At 36.1% G+C, this 21,963-nt stretch carries 25 protein-coding genes and 1 pseudogene; 19 read left to right on the top strand and 7 right to left on the bottom strand.

What is annotated here, in order from left to right:
- Positions 1-21 precede the first annotated feature (21 nt).
- From HYG87_RS10490 to HYG87_RS10480, 4 genes and pseudogenes are all read right to left on the bottom strand, one after another.
- Positions 22-780 carry a hypothetical protein gene (locus tag HYG87_RS10490; RefSeq protein WP_211533108.1) on the bottom strand — a complete coding sequence of 253 codons (759 nt, stop codon included), beginning with the start codon at positions 778-780 and terminating at the stop codon, positions 22-24.
- Between the two features lie 12 nt (positions 781-792).
- Positions 793-1,323 (bottom strand): hypothetical protein, encoded by a 531-nt coding sequence (locus tag HYG87_RS10485; RefSeq protein WP_249164855.1) that lies wholly within the window; start codon positions 1,321-1,323, stop codon positions 793-795.
- A gap of 105 nt (positions 1,324-1,428) precedes the next feature.
- Positions 1,429-1,497: pseudogene (locus HYG87_RS11105) on the bottom strand (zinc-ribbon domain-containing protein); the annotation flags it as partial.
- Positions 1,498-1,571: 74 nt separating this feature from the next.
- The gene (locus HYG87_RS10480) at positions 1,572-2,588 is read right to left on the bottom strand and encodes a mechanosensitive ion channel family protein (protein WP_211533107.1); all 1,017 of its coding nucleotides are present in this window, start codon (positions 2,586-2,588) and stop codon (positions 1,572-1,574) included.
- 201 nt (positions 2,589-2,789) lie between these two features.
- On the opposite strand from HYG87_RS10480, the gene HYG87_RS10475 reads away from it, so the two are divergent.
- Positions 2,790-4,040, top strand: a complete 1,251-nt coding sequence (locus tag HYG87_RS10475) for a putative PEP-binding protein (RefSeq protein ID WP_211533106.1) — start codon at positions 2,790-2,792, stop codon at positions 4,038-4,040.
- 111 nt (positions 4,041-4,151) lie between these two features.
- Here the strand turns inward: HYG87_RS10475 and HYG87_RS10470 are convergent, their stop codons facing one another.
- Entirely contained in the window at positions 4,152-4,658 is a 507-nt protein-coding gene (locus HYG87_RS10470; protein ID WP_211533105.1) for an NUDIX hydrolase, read from the bottom strand.
- Between the two features lie 132 nt (positions 4,659-4,790).
- Between HYG87_RS10470 and HYG87_RS10465 the strand changes: the two genes are divergently transcribed.
- The 4 genes from HYG87_RS10465 to HYG87_RS10450 all read left to right on the top strand — a co-directional run bounded on the left by HYG87_RS10465 (position 4,791) and on the right by HYG87_RS10450 (position 7,752).
- Positions 4,791-4,937, top strand: coding sequence for a hypothetical protein (locus HYG87_RS10465; RefSeq protein ID WP_211533104.1), 147 nt, complete (start codon positions 4,791-4,793; stop codon positions 4,935-4,937).
- 335 nt (positions 4,938-5,272) lie between these two features.
- Positions 5,273-6,157: a CBS domain-containing protein gene (locus HYG87_RS10460; protein ID WP_211533103.1), complete on the top strand. Its 885-nt coding sequence runs from the start codon at positions 5,273-5,275 to the stop codon at positions 6,155-6,157.
- A 59-nt stretch (positions 6,158-6,216) separates the two neighbouring features.
- Positions 6,217-7,140, top strand: a complete 924-nt coding sequence (locus tag HYG87_RS10455) for a deoxyhypusine synthase (protein WP_211533102.1) — start codon at positions 6,217-6,219, stop codon at positions 7,138-7,140.
- An 18-nt stretch (positions 7,141-7,158) separates the two neighbouring features.
- Positions 7,159-7,752, top strand: coding sequence for a hypothetical protein (locus HYG87_RS10450; protein WP_211533101.1), 594 nt, complete (start codon positions 7,159-7,161; stop codon positions 7,750-7,752).
- A gap of 122 nt (positions 7,753-7,874) precedes the next feature.
- Here HYG87_RS10450 and pyrF read toward each other — a convergent pair whose 3' ends face one another.
- Positions 7,875-8,522, bottom strand: a complete 648-nt coding sequence (gene pyrF, locus HYG87_RS10445) for an orotidine-5'-phosphate decarboxylase (RefSeq protein WP_211533100.1) — start codon at positions 8,520-8,522, stop codon at positions 7,875-7,877.
- 243 nt (positions 8,523-8,765) lie between these two features.
- Between pyrF and cbiM the strand changes: the two genes are divergently transcribed.
- The 14 genes from cbiM to HYG87_RS10375 all read left to right on the top strand — a co-directional run bounded on the left by cbiM (position 8,766) and on the right by HYG87_RS10375 (position 20,430).
- Positions 8,766-9,458, top strand: a complete 693-nt coding sequence (gene cbiM / locus HYG87_RS10440) for a cobalt ECF transporter S component CbiM (RefSeq protein ID WP_211533099.1) — start codon at positions 8,766-8,768, stop codon at positions 9,456-9,458.
- 12 nt (positions 9,459-9,470) lie between these two features.
- A complete protein-coding gene (locus HYG87_RS10435; RefSeq protein WP_211533098.1) occupies positions 9,471-9,761 on the top strand; it encodes an energy-coupling factor ABC transporter substrate-binding protein in 291 nt (96 codons plus the stop codon).
- A 31-nt stretch (positions 9,762-9,792) separates the two neighbouring features.
- Positions 9,793-10,566, top strand: coding sequence for a cobalt ECF transporter T component CbiQ (gene cbiQ / locus HYG87_RS10430; RefSeq protein ID WP_211533097.1), 774 nt, complete (start codon positions 9,793-9,795; stop codon positions 10,564-10,566).
- A 137-nt stretch (positions 10,567-10,703) separates the two neighbouring features.
- Complete coding sequence (locus HYG87_RS10425; RefSeq protein ID WP_211533096.1) at positions 10,704-11,549, top strand: ATP-binding cassette domain-containing protein; 846 nt, start codon at positions 10,704-10,706, stop codon at positions 11,547-11,549.
- 46 nt (positions 11,550-11,595) lie between these two features.
- Positions 11,596-12,057, top strand: coding sequence for a riboflavin synthase (ribC, locus tag HYG87_RS10420; RefSeq protein WP_211533095.1), 462 nt, complete (start codon positions 11,596-11,598; stop codon positions 12,055-12,057).
- A gap of 37 nt (positions 12,058-12,094) precedes the next feature.
- Positions 12,095-12,682 (top strand): flavodoxin family protein, encoded by a 588-nt coding sequence (locus HYG87_RS10415; RefSeq protein ID WP_211533094.1) that lies wholly within the window; start codon positions 12,095-12,097, stop codon positions 12,680-12,682.
- 73 nt (positions 12,683-12,755) lie between these two features.
- Complete coding sequence (locus tag HYG87_RS10410; protein ID WP_211533093.1) at positions 12,756-13,523, top strand: glycosyltransferase family 2 protein; 768 nt, start codon at positions 12,756-12,758, stop codon at positions 13,521-13,523.
- Positions 13,524-13,575: 52 nt separating this feature from the next.
- A complete protein-coding gene (locus HYG87_RS10405; RefSeq protein WP_211533092.1) occupies positions 13,576-13,947 on the top strand; it encodes a DUF2304 domain-containing protein in 372 nt (123 codons plus the stop codon).
- An 83-nt stretch (positions 13,948-14,030) separates the two neighbouring features.
- Positions 14,031-15,173, top strand: a complete 1,143-nt coding sequence (locus HYG87_RS10400; protein ID WP_211533091.1) for a glycosyltransferase family 4 protein — start codon at positions 14,031-14,033, stop codon at positions 15,171-15,173.
- Between the two features lie 77 nt (positions 15,174-15,250).
- Complete coding sequence (locus HYG87_RS10395) at positions 15,251-15,943, top strand: (Fe-S)-binding protein (RefSeq protein WP_211533090.1); 693 nt, start codon at positions 15,251-15,253, stop codon at positions 15,941-15,943.
- Positions 15,930-17,126, top strand: a complete 1,197-nt coding sequence (locus tag HYG87_RS10390; protein WP_211533089.1) for an LUD domain-containing protein — start codon at positions 15,930-15,932, stop codon at positions 17,124-17,126. The genes HYG87_RS10395 and HYG87_RS10390 overlap by 14 nt, the downstream gene beginning before the upstream one ends.
- Positions 17,127-17,404: 278 nt before the next feature.
- Entirely contained in the window at positions 17,405-18,118 is a 714-nt protein-coding gene (locus tag HYG87_RS10385; protein ID WP_211533088.1) for a (5-formylfuran-3-yl)methyl phosphate synthase, read from the top strand.
- Between the two features lie 120 nt (positions 18,119-18,238).
- Complete coding sequence (gene guaB, locus HYG87_RS10380) at positions 18,239-19,720, top strand: IMP dehydrogenase (protein ID WP_211533087.1); 1,482 nt, start codon at positions 18,239-18,241, stop codon at positions 19,718-19,720.
- Between the two features lie 125 nt (positions 19,721-19,845).
- Positions 19,846-20,430: a molybdenum cofactor guanylyltransferase gene (locus HYG87_RS10375; protein ID WP_249164854.1), complete on the top strand. Its 585-nt coding sequence runs from the start codon at positions 19,846-19,848 to the stop codon at positions 20,428-20,430.
- A gap of 83 nt (positions 20,431-20,513) precedes the next feature.
- On the opposite strand, the gene HYG87_RS10370 is transcribed toward HYG87_RS10375, so the two are convergent.
- Positions 20,514-21,962, bottom strand: coding sequence for a Ni/Fe hydrogenase subunit alpha (locus HYG87_RS10370; protein ID WP_211533086.1), 1,449 nt, complete (start codon positions 21,960-21,962; stop codon positions 20,514-20,516).
- Position 21,963: the final 1 nt, after the last annotated feature.

The following is a 21,963-nucleotide window of genomic DNA, read 5'->3' as shown; positions in this document are numbered from 1 at the left end:
AAAAGAAAAGATTTTCTGGCTTTAAAAAACCAGAGTATCTACCTGTTTTACAAAAACATCGGCATGGGATCTTGTAAGGGAGTAAGGTTCATATAGATAGGTTTCATAGATTACTGCCGGGATACCTGCATTGTCAAGGGGTATGGTTACATATTCCGGGCTGGTTTGTGAAAAAGGAAAATAGTATACCATCCAGGGGATTTTATTTTTAATATCTCTGGCAATTTTTTCAGCAGCACCACCCTCTACCGGGGCAAATATGAATCTTTCCTCCTCATAGGCACCCTGATGAGAATGAATATCAATTGCTAATTTAAAATCAGTTTTTTTTATATCAGTTACCACGAATTCCTGAGCCAGTAACTGACCATTCATTCTTCCTTTGCTATAATCAGCAGCATCTTTAGTTACCTGTACCTGATAAACATAGTAGCAGTGTTTGAGATTATTTTGATTACTTTTAATTGCTTCTAATATTGCCTGATGGGAATTATGCTCATTGGGATGTACCCCTATAATATAAGCAATTTTGGTGGGGGATGAAGAATCTCCAAAAGGTCCTTCTCTTTTAACATTGCCATAGTCTCTTTTGCCTAAAAGAACAGTTTTAGATTCAATTATATCCTGATTTTCAGTGTTTTCTGGTTGAAAGATATTTTCCTCTCCATTAAAAGGATTCAATTCAGGGGAGGGGGAGAGGAGGAAGGTTGATGTAACAGTTGTAATTAAGAATATTGAAAATAAAATGATAATTACCATTATTTTTTTCTGTTTTTCCATGATTAAGCCTCATTAACTGACAAATACTGTAGCGGGAAGTTTTCCCGTATTTTTATATTGGGTTAATACTTTCATGAATAGTTTAAAGGTTAAATCAGAAGACAGGTCCGGGGATCCAGGAGTATAAATTCCAGTATAATTAGGGGCTTGCCCATTGTTATCCATCCAGATATATGTCCGGGAGGCCATATCCACATAATTAACTCGAGCTACATTAGCAGAGGATAGTACTCCATAGGGGTTAGCTGGGCCGGCATAGTTACGGATAGGTATATTAATTTTTTCTCCTTGATCTATCAGGGTTATTGATCGGGCCATTAAGTACAGGCACTGATTTTTATCCAGGTTCAGTCCTTTATATTGAATGTTACTTATTTTACCATCATATCTTGAAATTTCAGATGCTAAAGCAGGTGCTTCAGTTACGGGAAAACCTGAACTTTCTGATAATTGAGTACTGGATTCATTTTCAGCAGTATCCTCCATAAAATTTAAATTTAATAAGTAACCTGCTGCTAAGCCTAAAACAACCACCAATCCCACTAATGCCACCAGAATAAGAGCATTATCATTATTTTTAGGTGGGGAGGGGGATTTTTTTTCCGTGAATGTATTTTTTGATTTCTGAGGAGAAGCAAGATTACTCAGTGATGTTCCGCATTTTTCACAAAATTTTGAATCAGGTTCATTCTCATGACCACATTTCGGGCAAAATATAGTTAATTCCTCCTATTAGATTTAATTAAGGTTAAGATTAATTTATTATTTATTTATCCTGAATTTATAGGGGATCATTTCTTCATATGTACCGTACGTATAGGGAAAGGAATTTCAATACCTTCTTTTTGGTATCTTTTATGCAATCTCTTAATAAATTCGTGTTTTAAGGGGTATTGTTCTACGAATTCCTTAGCACTTAAAAATACATTGAATTTGATACTGGAATTATCAAAATCAGAAAATCGTAGATATGGTTCGAAATTACCATCTGCAAATTTAAGATCATGTAAAACTTCCCTGGCAACTTCCAGAGTAATTCTTTCCACCATTTCCAGGTCACTGTCATAAGATACTCCTACCCGTACGTTTAGTAGTAGCTCCTTCTGGTCCTTGTGGTAGTTGGTTATTATGGAAGAGGCCATTTTATTGTTGGGCACAATAATCTTATTGTTGGATAGTGGCTTGATGGTAGTGTTTCGCCAGGTTATATCCTCAACATACCCTTCTTCACCAGAATCTAACATTATATAGTCTCCTATTTTTAATTCACGTGAAGATATAACATTTATTCCAGAAAACATATTAGAAAGAGTATCTTCCAGAGCTAAAGCTACTGCTATACCTCCAATACCAAAAGCAGTCAGCATGGGAGTTATTGAAATTCCTAAAAACTGTATTATAACCAGCAGTCCTAAAATGAAAACTATTATTCTGGTAATGTTCCCAAAAAGAGATGATGCCGGTAGAACACCCTCGGTGTCCTGAGTATATAAGTTTACAAAACCAGCCAGCAAACGAGCCACCCACCAGGTGAAAACTAAAATAAGGGCAATGGTTAAAATCTGTTCTGTGATTATTAGAATATCAATAGGCAGGTTCATACGATTTATAGAGATATATAAAGCAGTGAGACTAAAACAGAATATGAATAAACCTCTGAAAGAATTTATTATGATTTTAAATAGGTTATTATTGGTACTAACCGCTAGTTTTTTGATTTTTTGGTATACTACTAACTCTAATACCGTTCCGATAACAATTCCTGTCAATATAATAATCAGAGGTAAAATCATCTCATTGGCATTCATATAATTTACACAACCATTTATTTACTGATATTCTATGGGCAGACATTCATGTCGCATGCTTAAATATTTGTTTTGAGTCCCAGCTTTATATGTATTTACTATTATTTCTATGAAAATCTTTAAGTAAATTAGAATAAGAAAAGGGTTCTATTTTCTTAAGCTGGATAAATATTCTATAACTTAAGGAACATAATCATATATATGGAACTTATTAAAGGGATTGGTAGCAGTTCTTATATTGGTGTGGGTAAGGTACGTAAGGTCAGTAGTTTTAAGGATACTCTGAAAATAAAAGCAGGCGAAATAGTAGTAATTAGCCGGGCTTCCCGGGACATGATTTCCTCTCTCCAAAAAGCAGGTGGGGTTATAACAGATTATGGTGGAATTACCAGCCACATTGCCATTACCTTAAGAGAGCTTCGAATTCCCTGTATTGTGGGATGTGAAAACGCCACAGAAATACTGGAGGATGGATTACTTATTACAGTTGATGGCTTTAGTGGTAAGGTTTATGAGGGATTTATCGAAATTCATGACTCTGGAGAATTAATGGAATTTCATAACCCGGCTACCAGTATAAAAGTTAATATTAATATTCCCGAACTGGCCTCCCAATCTGCTCCTCTGGCAGATGGTGTAGGTTCTATTCGTACCGAGATAATAATAAACCGCACCCGGAAACATCCTTCTCTTCTTTTAAAAGAGGGTCGGTTAAGTGAAGTTTTATCCAAGGGAGTAAGGAGTATTGTGGATGCATTTTATCCTAAACCGGTTTGGTTTAGAACCTTTGATATTACAAGTGATGAAATGAGGAACCTGGAAGGAGGGGAAGTTGAACCAAAAGAAGCAAATCCTCTTTTAGGTTTAAGGGGAATTTACAAAGATCTTAAAAATGTTCAATTATTAAAGGCTCAATTTGACGCCATTAAAATCTTATTAGAAGAGGGTTATGATAATATTGGGCTTAAAATTCCTTTTTTAAGAGATTTTAGCGAATATGAATCCACAAAGAGGATACTAAAACAATCCGGCCTTAATCCCCACCAGGATTTACCGGTGGGAATAAGTGTGGAGACTCCTTCTGTTGTTTTTACCCTGGATGATTTTATAAAAAAAGGCATAGATTTTGTATCCATTGGAATGAGTGATTTGACCATGTGTACTCTCGCACTGGATCGGCGAGGATTAAAGGTGGCCCGACATTTTGATTTAATGCATCCGGCGGTATTAAAAATGGTGGAAATGACCATTGGAAAGTGCAATAAAAAAGGGATAGAGTGTGCTATTTGTGGGCATGCCGCCACAGATGAAGGCATCATCACTAAAATGGTAGAATATGGTATCAGCACTATCTCTACCAATCCTGATCAGATTTTAAAAGTACGTAAAAAGGTGCATAATCTGGAAAATAAAATAAAGTATAACCAATTTAAATCAATTAATCTCCATTAAATCCCTATAATAATTCAATTAAAATCTGATTCACTCTAAAATAGGGCCATTTGAATTTTATTCAGAATTTGTACATAAAGATGATATAAACATAATTCCAGTTTTAATGTGTTAATTCTTTCTAAATTTATCCAGGGAATCTTTCAATGAATTTAACCAGGGTTCGAGTGATTTAGAAGATGGATTATCATTATTATCTGCTTGTTCCTGTTTTATTAGTTGCATTTGTTGATTTACAAAATATTGCAGCCAGTCCGCCAGGGGATACTCTGGCAAATTTTCAAAGTATACCCAGGCATATCCTTCATGTTCCTTACTTAGAGTAAGTTCTCCATCCATTACCTTTCCAGACATGATAATGTGAACAGCCCGGATAAGGTGCAGGTTCTGTTCTGAAACTCCCACTACATGTTCCAGATATATTTTAAGTTTAGTTTCTTCAAAAACCTCTCTTATTAAAGCCTGATCAAATGATTCCCCCTGGTCTACTTTACCTCCGGGAAGTTCCCATTTTCCAGGATTAGTTTTAGAATGGGTGGATCTTTTGAGTATGAGTATTTTACCTTCTTCATCACTAAGCAGTACCCTTACTGCCAGTCCAAAAACATTGTTTATCATTAAATCTCCTGTTATTTTCCTATGTGATTTATTATAAATAGTATGATTTTGCTGCTTAAAAAGTTTTGAAACCATAAATTTGAAATGAAAAAAGATATATTAATTTATAAGTGCTAATAGGAGTTATAAAAAATGAATAAAATGAGAAAAAACTGGCCTCTGGGATTTTTAGGATTATTAGGAATAAGAGGAATTATAGGGATAATAAATGGAGATTTATTAGAAAGTATATGGATAGCCTGGTTTGCCTGGTTTGTATTTTTCATACCCCCAAAATAAACACCCTTACCTTTATAAAAAATATTAAATTTATAATTATTTTAAAAACTATTTTTAGATTTTCTGAAAATATTTTTGAGATCTATTTTGGAATCTTTGAGTCGGATTATAATATCCGTTTAAGGAAAACTGTAAAAATAGACTCCAGAAATTTAGTTAAATCGATAAGACTATTTTTTTAAAAACCCTGCCATAATTTTATTATTAAAAAAAAAACTAAGCAGGCTATTTACGAAAATTAAAAGCTATTATATTTTATATGATAATAAGAATAAAATAAATAAAAATAATTATAATTATTATTCACAATAAATATACTAAATCAGGTGAAGTATATGCTCACATCCGTTCAAAAAGAGATCTTGCAAAGTTTGATTAACCTCTATCGTAATTCAAAGGGTAAGTCCATTAAAGGTGAAGAAATTGCCGAAATGATGAACCGCAACCCGGGGACCATCAGAAACCAGATGCAGTCCTTGCGAAGTTTGGGATTAGTCAAAGGTGTTCCTGGTCCTCGAGGAGGATATAAACCAACCATTGAAGCTTATCATACCCTGAATATTTCTGCAACAGATAATGAAGCCCAGGTACCAATATATATGAAAGGAGAAAAGCTGGAAGATATTTCAGTTGCTAAAATTGAATTTACCAGCATACCTCATCCCGGAGAATGTGAAGCAGCTATTAAAGCCCTGGGTAATATTAAACAGCTTGATTTAGGAGATAGAATTAGAATAGGCCCCACACCAGTGAATAAACTGGTAGTTAATGGAGTAGTGGTGGGAAGGGATGATATGGATAATATTCTCCTTCTGGATACCACCAGCATACGCAGCATACCCAAAAAAACTGTCCTGGATGTGGCCTCCCATAATTTAATTACCCTTGATGTGGATAACGATATTAAACATGCTGCAGAAATTTTATCAACCAGAGACATTGAAGGTGCCCCGGTGCTGGATAATGAAAAAAGAGTGGTAGGCATATTAACCTTAAGTGATATTACCCGGGCCATTGCCCAGGATAAAACCAGGGATAAGGTAAAAAATATCATGTCCCGAAAAATTATTACAGTGCAGGGAAACGTGATGATTGCCGAAGCCATAGAAATAATGACTAAAAAGAAAATTGGGCGGTTAATAGTAACTGATGCTGATAGAAAACCTGTAGGAATCGTTACCAGAACAGATCTGCTGGATAAAATTGCTGGCTTGAAGTAACTTTTTTATTTTAATTATAAATTCATAAAATTAATTCTACTATTTATGGATGTGCCATTTTGAGAGTTAATCCTATAAAAATTACAGAAGACATGAAAGTATCGGATTTAATAAAAGAAATGGGAAATTCAGGTGTCTTAGGTGCAGGTAGAACATACCGGGCAACCGAATTACTCTCAAAAATGTTAAAAGATCCCGATATGAAAATATTTTTTAGTATAGCAGGACCACTTGTTCCAGGAGGTATGAGGGATATTGTGGTTGATTTAATAAAAAAGGGGCATATCGATGTACTTATAACCAGTGGAGCGAATTTAACTCATGATCTTTTAGAATCCTTTGGAGGTAATCATTACCGGGATTATGGATTTGATGATGAAAAACTTCATGAATCTGGAATGGGGCGCATAGGAGATATTTATACTCGTTCAGAAGATTTTGAAATTTTTGAAAAAGAAATCACGCTTATTTTAGATGAAATAGCACATAAAAAAAATGTTTCATCTATCCAGGGATTAATATATGAAATAGGGGCCCGAATTCAGGACGAAGACTCCATTATTAGAAATGCCCATTTAAAAGGAGTGCCAATTTATGCTCCCGGTATAGTTGACAGCATGCTGGGGCTTCAGTTATGGATGTTTACCCAGAATAGCGAATTTATACTGGATGCAGTAGCCGATATGAGCCATCTCTCCGACATTGTTTTTCAATCTGAAAAAGTAGGTGCGGTGATTTTAGGAGGAGGGTTGCCTAAACATTACACTCTTGCTTCTAATTTATTAAAAGGAGGAGTAGACGCCGCCATACAAATTACAATGGATCGCAGTGAAGGAGGAAGTTTAAGTGGAGCTCCCTTAGAAGAAGCCAAGTCCTGGGCTAAAGCCCGGGCTGGTTCTAATCTGGTCAGTGTAATAGGAGATGCTACAATCATCTTCCCCCTGATACTGGCCGGTGCCCTGGATCTTTCTATTGAAAAATAAATAAAAGGAGGTTAATCATTGGAATATTATATACTGGCTTTATTCTACTCATTATCTGGATTTTTGATGAAGTTTTCTGATGATGCCTTTGATGAGCGTTTAGATAAAAAGTTGGCAATAATTACTGGAATACTTTGCGGTGTTTTAATTGGTATTTTAGCTGTTAGTAACCTTGATGCAGCCTATATCTTTTTTGCCATACTTATAGGTACATTATTATCTAAAAAAATAGATGGTGTGCACCATATCCTGACCCTGCTGGCCTTTGTATCCATTACCCTGATTTTTGGCCTGCCTTTTTTAAGTATTCCCACCCTGCTGATTTGTTCTCTGGGTGCCTATCTGGATGAAATTGGTAATGATAATCCTGATTTAGAAAAATACCGTTTCTGGAATTTTTTCTTTAAATACCGGTTTACTTTAAAGGTAGTTATAGTTTTACTGGGATTAGGAGGATATATACAAAGTTTAACTGGTTTATCTCTGCCATATATTGATTTTTTAAGTATTTCAACCATTTTTTACTTCATATTATTTGAAGTATCCTATGAATTAAGCGGATACTCTTTTAGTAGGATTTATCAGGGGATATACAACCTTAAACCTAATTAATTCCCTACAGGAAAATATAATACTCAAATCATATTACATCTTAAGTAGATTTTGATAAAAAAAGGATGAAATAGGTTGTTTAAGGAATATTCTGGATCTTTAAGTAAAAAGAAACTTTATAGTTATTTTATGCCATCTAAAATTTCCATTACTGCGTTTTCTGGTTCTTTGGCATTGTAAATGGATCTTCCTACAATAATAGCATCGGCGTATTTTAAGGTTTCTTTAGGGTCTCCCCCCTGGGTCCCTACTCCAGGTGAAATAATAAACGAGTCATCTCCCACCAGCTTTCTTATTTTTTCCAACCGGTCTAACCGGGTAGAAGGTGCCACATAGTTTGTTATCCCTAATTCCACACCCATACGAGCTATATCCTCTGATAATGGTTTTATAAACTTTTCAGCCCCAGGATGGGACATTTCAGTTAGCAAAATTATTTCTTTGCCTCTATTTTCTGCTACTTCCTGACAGGCCCGGGCACTATCATCCCCTACCATACCATGCACAATAATAGCATCTGCCCCGGCATCCAGGGTAACCCTGGTGATTTTTTCATTGGTGGGAGGTATATCTGCTACCTTAAAATCAGCTATAATATTAAATGAAAAATTTTCCTTAAATTTAGAAAAACATGATAAGCCCTGGGAGAGTGCCAGAGGATATCCTATCTTGATAGTATCAATATAATCAGATACCTGTTCAGTTACACTAATAGCCTGATCCAAATCCATTAAATCCATGGCCAGTATGATCCTGTTTTTCACATTCATATTAAAAAATTAGGTTTTAAGGGTTATATTAGTTATGCCCCTATAACAGTTAAACGCCCCAAAAGGTAGGATTAATTTTTTTTATTAATTTTTAAATGAGAATTATATTAGCTTAAATCAAGTTAAGTTTAATAAAAATTAAATAGCCTTTAAAAAAATAAAAACATATATAAGGTATTTTATTCAAGTTTAATTTAACGATAATCAGATAAACTTAAAAAAAAAGATGTGAGAGGATAAATTATGCATATTATGGAAGGATTTCTGCCACCAGAATGGAGCATTTTATGGTATTTATTATCAATTCCCGTGGTAATATATGGAATATTCAGGATTAAAAAAATCACACAGGAATTCCCTGAATCTAAACCATTGTTAGCTGTTAGTGGAGCATTTATGTTTGTATTATCTGCTTTAAAACTTCCTTCAGTTACTGGTAGCTGTTCCCATCCTACCGGGAATGGTCTGGCAGCCATATTATTTGGTCCAGCAGTAGCTTCAGTTTTAGCAACTTTAGTATTGATATTTCAGGCACTTTTACTGGCACACGGAGGAATCAGTACCCTGGGTGCCAATATTTTTTCTATGGGAATTATAGGGCCACTTTTTGCATGGTTAATATACCGTGGTTCTCAAAACGCAGGACTCCCCCTTTCCATTAGTGTATTTCTAGCTGCCTTTTTTGGAAATTTAATGACCTATGTTACCACTGCCCTGCAATTATCACTGGCATTTCCCCTGCCCAGCTTTGGAGCAGCAATAAGCAATTTCATGCTAATATTTGCCGTAACCCAGATTCCATTAGCCATAGCAGAAGGCCTTTTAACTGTAGTAATAATCGAAAAAATCATACAAATCAGACCGGATATCTTTGAAAGGCTCAACATATTCAAAATTAAATCAGTTGAAGATCCAATAATTGAAGCCAGTAAGTAAGGAGATTTTGATATGGAAAATAGACATATAATCATGTTAATAACAGTTGCCATAATAGCCATAATCCCTTTAGCCCTTTATGGAGGTTTAGGAGAAGATGATGGTTATTTTGGTGGTGCAGATGGTGCAGCAGCTGAAGCAGTAGAAGAAACAGGTTACGAACCATGGTTTGAACCATTATGGGAGCCCCCTAGTGGCGAAATAGAAAGTTTATTTTTTTCTCTGCAAGCAGCAATTGGAGCCCTTATAATTGGATATTTCTTCGGATACTACAGGGGAAAAGGTAAAAAAAAGACCCCATAAATAATTTGAATCTAAAAACTGGTGATTTTGAGTGAATATTTCCATAGATTATCATGCCCATAATAATAAGTTGAGTGATTATAATCCTCAATTTAAAATATTATTGGGAATTTTAACCCTGATAATCTGCTTAATATCTCAAAAACCATTTATTCCTTTTTTAATAGCATTAATAATGTCTTCAATTATAATTTTCAAGGCACATATACCCTGGCGTTTCTATTTGAAATTTATAGGAGTGCCTCTGGGATTTGGAGCTTTAACCTTGCTTTTTATGGCCTTCTTTTTTGGAACTCAACCTCTTTTTGCCACAGGAATTGGAGGTTTGACCATCTATCAGGATGGTTTAAATTTAGGTTTCCTGGTTTTTAGTCGTATGGTGGGAAGCTTTGCCTGTCTGGGATTTTTAACCCTTACCACACCCCTAAATGATATATTCTCCCAGTTGCATAAATTGAAAATCCCGGATATATTTATTGAACTGGCCCTTTTGATGTATCGTAGTATTTTTATCTTTATTGATGAATCAGATAGAATGTACCATGCCCAGCAAACCCGATTAGGGTATAATGGTCTGAAAAATTCTTACCATTCCCTGGGTCTTTTAGCCAGTAATTTATTTATTAAATCCTGGTTTAAAGGAGAAAAAGTGCATCTGGCCATGGAATCGCGCTGTTATCAGGGTGAACTACGAAGCCTGAATAAATACTCTTCTTTAACCTTAAAACATATTTTAATGTTAATATTTTTTGAATTAAGTCTTATTTTGGGATTATATTTAACCAGCGGATTAAAATTAATTTAATTAAAGGGTTAAATCAAGATCCACTTTACAGATTAAAATTAATTTAATTAAGGGGTTAAAGATATTATTAATAAAACCCAATTAAGATTTAATTATATTAAAATATTGAATTATCATTCTAATTTTCTGGTGAGGCCATGAATATTATCCAAGCAATAGATATCAATTATAACTATCCTGACGGCACCCAAGCCCTGAAAAATGTGAATTTTAAGGTAAAAAAAGGTAAAATAGTAGCACTACTAGGGCCCAATGGTGCCGGCAAATCCACTCTATTTTTACACTTCAATGGAATTTTGCGCCCATCATCAGGAGAGATTAAAGTTGAAAACCAGACTCTGGACTATAAAAAGGATGGTTTAATGAGAGTGCGTCAAAAAGTGGGCATAGTTTTCCAGAATCCTGATGATCAGCTTTTTGCCCCTACAGTGGTAGAAGACGTGGCTTTTGGCCCTTTAAATCTTGGTTTAGATTCAGAAGAAGTGGATAAAAGGGTTTCCAGTGCATTAGAAAAAGTAGGTATGGTGGGATATGAAAATAAACCCCCTCATCATTTGAGTGGTGGTCAAAAAAAGAGAGTGGCCATTGCCGGGATACTGGCCATGCACCCGGATATAATGGTCCTGGATGAACCTACCAGTGGTCTGGACCCTAAAGGGGCTTCTCAAATACTAAAATTATTATACCATCTTAACCAAGAGGGAATGACCATAATCATTTCCACCCATGACGTGGATCTGGTTCCACTTTATGCCGAGGAGATATTTATCATAAGTGGTGGAAAAATAATCAAACAGGGAACTGCTCACCAGGTATTTGAAGACGTGGAGACCATAAGGGGTGCCAATTTAAGACTTCCCCGAATTGCTCATCTCATGGAGATACTCAAAAAAGAGGACCAGTTACCCTTTTCAGAACCATATCCCCTGACCATTGGTGAAGCCCGAAACCGTTTAGTAAATTATCTGGAAGAGAAAAAATAATCAACAATTCCATATTCTCTGAAAAAAAGATTTATCAGGTGATAAAATGAAAATAATAGGTGTTTGTGATACCACTTTTGCTCGTTTTGATATGGGAGCTGCTTCAATTGATGAAATGAAGATGCACATGGGGAATTTAAAAATTAAGCGAAGAACAGTCCCGGGAATAAAAGATCTACCTGTAGCCTGCAAAAAATTAATTGAAGAAGAAAACTGTGAAATAGTTTTAGCACTGGGAATGCCAGGTCCAGAAGAAAAAGATAAAATGTGTGCCCATGAAGCATCCACCGGATTAATACAGGCCCAGCTTATGACCAGTACCCATATACTGGAAGTTTTTGTACACGAAGACGAGGAAGCTGACCCCCGGGAGTTAAAGATACTGGCAGAAAACCGGGCCAGAGAACATGCTCAAAACCTGATAAAAATGATATTCAAACCGGATAAACTCCAAAAAGAAGCGGGTATGGGTATGAGAGAGGGTAAACCTGATGTAGGGCCTCTTTAATAATTTGATGGAATATTATGATTAAGGAGGAATTTAAATGGTGAAAATAACCGGAATTGTAGGCAGCCCCCGAAAAGGCAATACTTCCTTTTTAGTTGAAAAGGCCTTGGAAGCTGCAGAAAAAGAAGGAGCTGAAACTGAAATTATATTTCTAGGTAAATCCAATATAAATCCCTGCATTGCCTGCGAGATTTGTAAAAAAACTGGAAAGTGTTCCATTGAAGATGATATGGAAGATATACTCCAAAAAATTTCCACTTCCCAGGGGATAATTATAGGTAGCCCGGTTTATTTTGGAACCATAACTGCCCAGACCAAAATGTTAATGGATCGCTCCCGACCTCTTAGAAGAAATTTTCAGCTAAAAGATAAGGTTTGTGGTGCTATTGCAGTGGGTGCAGCAAGAAACGGAGGTCAGGAAACAACCTGTTCTGCTATTCATGATTTTTTCCTGATTCATGACGGGATAGTGGTAGGTGATGGTAACCCTACTGCCCATTACGGCGGAACAGGTGTGGGTGGGGAAAAAACAGCCTGCCAGGAAGATGAGGTAGGTATGGAAACTTCCAGGAATTTAGGAAAAAGAGTGGCCATTCTAGCCCGGGATTTATATCATTCCCGGTAAGTATTCCCTCACCATAATACTCACCTCCAGCACAGATAATTAATAAGATTTTTTATATTTCGTTGAGGATAACATGGGTAACTCTAATATTATAGCAGGAGATAGAAAAGTGGTTCAATCCAAGGGGAAACATATAGGTCCCTCATGGAAATTTTCTTATAAAACCTTCATTGTGGTACCAGCTTATAATGAAGAAAAAACCGTGGGGAGGGTATTGAACCATTTGATTAAAAGGGGTTACCGGGTAGTGGTGGTTGATGATGGATCAAGTGATAATACTCATTCTATAATTTCTAAAGCTAGAAAAGATTTCCCTGAACAGATTTTTGTGTGCCAGCATTTAATTAACCAGGGTTTAGGGGCAGCTTTAAAAACCGGGATGGATTGTGCCCTGAATCATGGGGCAGAATACATGGTAACTTTTGATGCCGACTGCCAGCATGACCCGGAGGATATAAAAAACATATTAATACCCCTTAAAAAGAATCAGGCCGATGTGGTTTTAGGTGTGAGGGATTTTGATCATATGCCTCTATTTAAAAAAATGGGAAACCAGATAATGAATACTCTGACCTTTATATTTTACCGGGAAAAGGTCAGTGATTCCCAATCAGGTCTAAGGGCCCTGAATAAAAAATCAGCACGTTTATTACGTCTCCATTACCGGGGTTATGGTGTTTCCTCAGAAATAATAAGGGAAATTAAAAATCACAGATTAAAAATGGTGGAAATACCTATAAAGACCATATACACTGATTACTCCCTTTCAAAAGGTACAAATACCTCTATTGGTCTGGAAATATTATTCAAAATGATACTGGATGTATTTAAAAAATTTTAATAATTTTAAAAATTATAAATGGAATTAATCTGATAGAAAAAAGGTGTTTTAAATGATATATCCCTACATAGCAGGATTAATTGCCCTCATAGGTATAATATTAAGCATTATCCGTTTTAGAGAAGGAAGGACTTCACCCCGAATGTTATTATTCTGGATTATTATTTGGATAATGGTAATCTTGATTTCTTTTTTCCCCCAGGAAACAACTATTTTTGCTAATATCTTTGGTATAGGCAGGGGACTTGATTTTATTATAATATTAGGATTAATTGGATGTTATTATCTTATATTCAAGATTTACACCATGATAGAACGTTTAGAATCAGATATATCTCAATTAGTAAGGGAAATAGCCATAAAAAACGAAAAAATAGAATCAATAATAGAAAAAATAGAAATATCCTCCTCTAAAAAAGAATAAACTAACTAATAATCATGAATAGTTTTTTATTAAAATCATTCAGGCCACATATATGATAAAGCGGCGAATAATGGGATAAAAATATGAAAATCTGTTTTGTCACTGAATATTTTCCTAAAACTGAAAGTCTGGAAGTTAAAGGTGGTGCAGAAGCCACCGCCTTTAATGAAGCTTTACAGCTTTCAAAAAATCACGAAATGATAGTTTTAACTTCACTAACAGATGGAATGTCATCTGAATATGAAATTAAAGGTATAAAAGTAAAGGGTTGTGGTAGAAAGAGATCCTATGGGCAATCCGGTTTATTTAGAGACAGATTATCTTTTATGTATGCCGCATACCAGGAGGGTATCAAAATGGAAGTTGACCTGGTGGTGGGTTATAATTTCATAACCCATCCTGTGGCATGGAAAATTGGAAAAAAGTTAAATATTCCTTCAGTAGCCAGATATCATGATGTATGGATTGGTGAATGGATAAAAAATGTAGGTTTAGCAGGTATTACTGGAGAGATTCTGGAGAGGTATACCTTATCCCGCAAATTTGATCTTATTGTGGCCGTTTCTTTTTTCACCCGGAGAAAACTGGAAAAACATTTCTCTGGTGAAAAAATAGCAGTTGTCCCCAATATAGTTGAATTTCCCCCATTTGAAGTAGAAAAATATCCGGAAATAACCATATCCTGTGTTTCTCGCCTGGTTGAATATAAACGAGTGGAAGACTTGATTTATGCTCTCCATATTCTAAATAAAGACTATCCCTCCTTAAGGTGCAATATAGTGGGAACCGGGCCTCAGGAGAGTCATCTCCAAAAATTGGTGGAAAAATTCGATTTGCAAAAAAAGATTAAATTTTGTGGTTTTATAGAAAAACACGAAGATGTATTACGTATTATAAAATCTTCCCACTTGTTCTGCCTTCCCAGCAAAGTAGAAGGATTTGGGCTGGTTATTGTAGAAGCTATGGGTTGTGGAGTCCCTTTTGTAGCATCAAACATAGAACCAATTATGGAAGCCAGTGATAATAAGGGAGGATTATTTTTTAATGTCCAGGACCCTCAAGACCTGGCAGATAAAATAAAAGTTCTATTGGAAAATAAAGAAATCTACATCCGTCTAAAAGAAGAAGGCCAGAAACAATATCAGGAATATAAAGGGGAAAGTGTAGGGGAAAAACTGGAATATCACTACACTAACTTGTATGAAGAATATAATAAGAAGGGATAATTTATAGCTAAATAATAAAATTAATTCCCGGGATTTTATTTAGCATACCCTTTAAATTAGAATAAGGTGCAATTATTATGATATATTTTAGAGGCTGTGTAGCTCGTTTAAAAGTTAAAGAAATTGGTGATGCCACCGAAACTATCTTAAATAATGCAGGAGTTGATTTTGAGTATTTAGATGAGGAAGAATGCTGTGGTTCAGTGCTCCTGCGCACCGGGTATGGTGAGGATGCTCAAAAATTGATGGAAAAAAATATAAAAAAATTTAAAAATCAGACCATACTGGCATCCTGTGGAGGATGCTACCGCAGCCTTAAAATGGATTATAAAGAAATTTTAGGAGTGGAATTGGATGTCATACACACCAGTCAGTTATTCCATGAACTGATAAGTCAAAAAAAGATAAAACTCAAAAAATCCCAGGATAAAATTACTTATCACGACCCCTGCCATCTGGGAAGACATTTAGGTGAATTTGAAGCTCCCCGTAACATTATTAGAAATGTGGGGGAACTGGTGGAAATGGAACATCACCATGAAAAATCCAGATGTTGTGGATCAGGAGGAGGGGTTAAATCTGCTTATTCTGATTTATCTGACAAAATAGCCCGGGAAAAAATAAAAGAAATCGAAAAAACAGGATCGGATTTGATAACAACTTCCTGTCCTTTTTGTAAATTGAACTTGAGTAATCAAGGCCAGGAAGTATGGGATCTATCTGAATTCATATTATTGTTTTTAGAGGGGGTAAACCATGAAAGAAAATGAACTAAAAACTATGCGAAGTTCATTTAAGTTAATGGAGGAACGTAGAATAGATTTAATGCAGGACCCCCGCATAATTAAACTCCAGGAAAGAGTTAAAAATATTAGAAAAGAATCTGTAAAGAAAATCCCCGCCATGGTGGAAACTGCCCGGGAAAATTTCAAAAATAATGGTATGGAATTTTTATATGCTGAAGACTCACATCAAGCTTTAGATTTAATTTATGATTTGATTAAAAATGAGAAGATAGTGGCTAAATCAAAATCAAATACTCTGAATGAATTAGGTCTTTCTGATTATTTAAAAAAGAAAAAAATCCATCTGGTGGAAACCGATTTAGGAGATAGGATAATCCAGTTAAAAGTAGATGATAATAAACCATCACACCCCATAGGTCCGGCATTGCACCTTAAGGTGGATAAAATTGCAGAAATAATTTCCGAATCATTAAAGGTAAAGGTAAAAGCAGATCCCCGGGCTATAATGGAACTGGTTAGAAGTAATGTATTAGAAGAGTTAAAAAGTTGTAAAATTGGCATAACCGGTGCAAATTCAGTAGCAGCAGAAGATGGATCCCTGATAATGGTACATAACGAGGGAAACATATCCTTATTATCTTTAATGGATACCCACATCGTAGTGGTGGGGGTGGATAAACTGGTGGAAACTATTGAAGATGCTATATCTGTGGTGAAGCTGGAGACAGCCTATGCCACCGGTACAGCTCTGCCTTCCTACATTAATGTTATATCCGGACCATCCAAAACTGCAGATATTGAAAAAAAGCTCCTGGAAGATATGTATGGAGCACGAAAAGTAGTGGTTATCATGCTGGATAACGGTCGTCAGGAGGCCCTGGAAGAATGTCTGTGGTGTATTGGTTGTGGTAGTTGCATTGTATCCTGCCCGGTTTACAATGTTTTAGGTAATGAATTTGGTTATCGTGGTTATTTAGGAGGTCGAGGAGTAGCTATGAGTCGTTTTTTGCAGGATGAAGAAACCAGCATTAGTTCCGGGCTTTATATGTGTACTTTATGTGGTTTGTGTACTTTGGAGTGTCCGGTAAAAACTCCTACCAATGAAATTATGGAGAAAATACGCAAAGAAAGTAAAAATACTGGTTTTTCACCAAAAGAACATCTTAAAATCTTTAAATCTATTAAGAAGAAAGGATCTCCTTTTTAAAAATATAATAGGTTAATGGGTATAACCGCATATAATTAATTTAAGTTTCAAAATTGTGTTTTTTTAGGAAATTAGAATGAGTAAATTAAATATCTAAAAGTTTTTATAATCCCAGAGGCATATACTAAAAAAAATATTAATTTAAAATTAGTAAAAATAAAGAAGGTATATTTTAAGATTTTAAAGCATCATTTTGATTATAATATTTAGTATGGTAAAACTGTTTACTAAATTAATAATACAAATGGTTTTTTTCTATAAAAGAGGAGGAATATGAATTGCTTCTACTGATAAGTCCCATTAATACCCAAGAAGCACTGGAAGCCATTGAAGGCGGTGCAGATATAATTGACGTTAAAAATCCAAAGGAAGGATCATTAGGTGCTAATTTCCCCTGGATAATTCAAGAAGTTAGAGAAATGACCCCCGAAGATATGATGGTTAGTGCCACTCTGGGAGATGTTCCCTATAAGCCAGGCACTGTTTCATTAGCTGCCATGGGGGCTCTCGTTTCAGGAGCAGATTACATTAAAGTAGGTCTTTATGGTACCTCCAACTATGATGAAGCACTGGAAGTAATGGAGAATGTGGTAAAGACCATAAGAAAAAATAGTCCCCAAGCAGTGGTGGTGGCTTCTGGTTATGCCGATGCCCATAGGGTGGGTGCAGTGGATCCTATGGAAATTCCTAAAGTCGCAGCAGATTCAGGAGCAGATTTGGCCATGGTGGATACTGCGGTAAAGGACGGTAAAACACTCCTTGATTTTATGGATATGGACCAGTTGCAGAAATTTGTAAGTGAAATTCACGATTACGGTTTAAAGTCCGCACTGGCCGGTTCTGTAAAAAAAGAGCAATTAAAACCATTGTATGACATAGGATGCGATGTGGTAGGTATAAGAGGAGCTGCCTGTACTGGTGGAGATAGAAACTCAGGAAAAATCCATAGAAGTGCAGTTAGAGAACTAAAAGAGATGATTGCTGATTTTTAGTTTTATAAAAATCCCTATTTTATAGTTTTTTTATAAATACCCGGCACAAGTTGAAATTAGTGAATTTTAATAAAAATAAAAAATTATAATTAGAAAAAATACAGGTTCTGAGGTGTTTTAATGTATTCTAAAAAATTAAAAGAAGCTCCAGTAGGTTATACTTTTGATGACTTTCTAATCCTCCCTGGAGCATCAGAAGTGGAACCCAAAGATGTTTCAACCAAAAGCATGGTTTCCAGAAATTTTGAATTGAATATTCCCCTTATTAGTTCTGCAATGGATACTGTAACAGAATCTGATATGGCCATCACACTGGCTCAGGAAGGTGGAATGGGAGTAATTCACAGGAACATGACCATAAAAGAGCAGGTAAAACAAGTAAAGCAGGTCAAAAAATCAGGAGACCTTGCTATTCATGATGTAATTACCATTAATCCTGAATCATCACTTAAAGAGGCCCAGTCTATAATGGATCAGGAAATGGTCAGTGGTATGCCTGTAGTTGAAGATGAAGTGGTTATTGGAATTATAAGTCGCCGGGATATTAAACCCATAATTAACTCTGATTCCCATAAAAAAGTTAGAGAAATCATGACCAGTGACGTGGTCACTGTAGATGAGTCCATCACCCCTGGTGAAGCCCTGGATATTGCATATGAAAATAAAGTGGAACGTTTACCTGTTGTTCGTGAAGGAAAAATAATGGGCATAGTAACCATTAAAGACATACTCGAACGCAAAAAACATCCCAATGCTTGCCGTGATAAAAAAGGACGTTTTATTGTGGCTGCAGCAACTGGACCTTTTGATCTGGACCGTGCTATAGCACTGGACAAATCAGGAGTGGATATTATTGCTATTGATACTGCCCATGGTCACAATATGAACATAGTAAAATATGTAAAAACCATGAAGAAAAATATAGAAGCCGATCTGATTGTAGGTAACATTGCCACCCGGGAAGCAGCAGAAGATCTCTTATCTCAGGAAGTTGATGGTTTGAAAGTAGGTATTGGTCCCGGTTCCATGTGTACTACACGTATAATATCCGGAATAGGGGTTCCCCAATTAACTGCTGTTTCTGAGGTTGCGGAAGTAGCATCTGAATATGGTGTTCCAGTTATTGCCGATGGAGGTATACGCTACTCTGGTGACATAGCTAAGGCTATTGCTGTAGGGGCTGATGTTATAATGATGGGTAATTTACTTGCCGGTACCTATGAAGCACCAGGAGAAGTAGTGGTTATGAATGGAAGGAAATATAAGCAATACCGGGGTATGGGATCCCTGGGGGCCATGACCGGTGGAACCGGTGCCGGTACTGATCGGTACTTCCAGGAGGTAAAAGGCCCTATGAAGCATTCTAAACTGGTACCAGAAGGAGTAGAAGGTGTGGTACCCTACCGGGGCTCGGTTAGTGAAATGGTTTTCCAATTGGTGGGAGGACTTAAAGCTTCCATGGGTTATTGTGGTGCTCAGGATATAAAGTCCATGCAAAAAAAAGCCAAACTGGTACGCATTACATCCAGTGGGATTAAAGAAAGTCATCCCCACGACCTGCTCATTACCAATGAAAGTCCCAATTATCCTACTTTAGAATAGAAGATTTTAAATTTTTTATTTAACTCTTTCTATTATTTAATTTTCAAAACTAAAAAAAGGTAGTTAAAATATCCAGAACTGCAATTAGGTCCTGTATAATCCTGTGTGGAGGATTAAGTAGTAGAATGGGTCAGGATAAAGGATTAATGCTATTTAAAAATAAGCCTATGGTCTGTAATATACTGGATAAAGTGGATAATCAGATGGATGAAGTTTTGCTGGTCCTGAGAAATGATAAACAAAAGCAGGAATATCGAAAAATCCTGAATCATATTTACAGTGTGGATAATACCAGTTTTAATTTAAAATTTTTAAAAGATGAAATTGAAAGCCAGGGGCCACTTTCAGGCATATATACAGGATTATCCCATATGGAGTCTGATTATGCTCTGGTGATTCCCTGTGATTCACCTTTTATTTCTACTTATTTTATAGAAAAAGTTTATAATGTTTATGAGAATAGTAAGGAAAATTACGATGCATTAATCCCCTTTTGGGGTGTAAAAAATAATCATCATTTTGAACCATTACATGGCATCTACCACAAAAGAAGTAAAAAAACCATTTATTTTCAGCTTTTAAAGGGTAAAAAAGATGTTAAATCATTAGTTAAAAAACTAAACACTATTTTTGTGGAAGTCAGTAAATTGGATCCATCTTTAAAGAGTTTTAAAAACTTTAATCGACCAGAAGATGTATCAAAGATTTAGAATTTATTTATTAATAATTTAGACTTTGGAAAAATAATTTGTTTTAAAAATAAAGAAAAAAATAATTTTTGAGGAAAAATTCCTCAAATCAAATGTTTTCTTAACAATCTGCCTTCACTGTCATAAATATCCACTTCCAGAGGTGAATCCTCACCAATGGCATGGGTGGCACAGGATAGACAGGGATCATAGGCTCTTACAATCATCTCTAGCTTATTTTTAAGACCTTCTGAAACTTCTTCTCCTTTTATCATTTCTTTAGCCGTTTCTCTAACCCCAATATCCATGGAAAGGTTATTTTGTCCAGTGGCTACTATCAAGTTGGCCCGGTTAATAAATCCAGCTCCATCGGTTTCATAATCGTGGATTAATATTCCCCGGGGTGCCTCAATCATACCCACTCCTCTTTTAGTTTCACTGGACTCTTTAGCTTCTTCTTTCGTCATTAAAGGGCCGCTTAGTCCATTTCGAATATCAGTGCCGGTTATATTATCATCTTCTAATATCTGCACTGATCTTTCAGCGGCATACATCAGTTCTATTAAACGAGCATAGTGGTATAGTAGTGTGTTCTGGGCAATTCCATATTTTTCCTTATATTCTGCAAATAAATCTGCCGCAATTTCAGTAGGAACTGTATCCACCACATTTAGTCGGGCCAGAGGACCCACCCGGTAGTTACCCTCAGGGAATCCAATTTGTTTCAGGTAAGGGAATTTAAGATAAGACCAGGGTTGAACTTTTTCTTCAATGTAATCCAGATAGTCAGAGGCGGCAAATTCATGTATAGGGCTGCCTTCTTTGTCCATAATTTTTACCGGGCCATCATAAAATTCCAGATTACCAGCATTAGTTAAAGCCCCAAAACTAGTTTCAACCGGCCCCAGGGTCTCAACAGTTTCACTGTACTCTTCAAACAATGGTTTGGCTACTTCAACTCCCTGCCCAATAAGACCAATTGCCTCTTTAGCTTTGGATAGAATCTTATCTCTTTCTTCAGCAGTTATTCCCTTGGATTGCCCTCCAGGAATGGCTGTTACAGGACTAATAGGTTTTCCACCCACCAGGGCAGTAATTTCCTGTCCAATTTTTCTGGTTTTAATGGCCATCATGGCCAGATCAGGTTTGGATTTCAGGATACCCAGGACATTTCTAAGGGCAGGGTCTGATTCAGGCCCCATTACCAGGTCCGGTGCTCCCAGGAAATAAAAGTGCAGGGAATGGGAGTGGATATACTGTCCTAAAAGCATGAGTTCTCTTAATCTCCGGGCAGTTTCAGGGGGCTGGAGTCCGAATACTTCATCCGTGGCCTTGGCAGCGGCTAAGTGATGGGCTGTTTGACATATACCACATATACGGGGAGTTATACGGGGAGCTTCTTCTACTGCTGCTCCTTCTAAGAATTTTTCAAATCCCCTGATTTCCATTACATGAAAATGAGCATCAGCCACATTTCCTGCATCATCAATCTGAACTGTTATCTTGGCATGTCCCTCAATTCTAGTAACCGGGCTAATTTCAATTTGTTTCATA

It is taken from the genome of Methanobacterium alkalithermotolerans (assembly GCF_018141185.1).
Lineage (GTDB): Archaea > Methanobacteriota > Methanobacteria > Methanobacteriales > Methanobacteriaceae > Methanobacterium_F > Methanobacterium_F alkalithermotolerans.
This window is presented reverse-complemented; position numbering and strand designations above follow the sequence as displayed.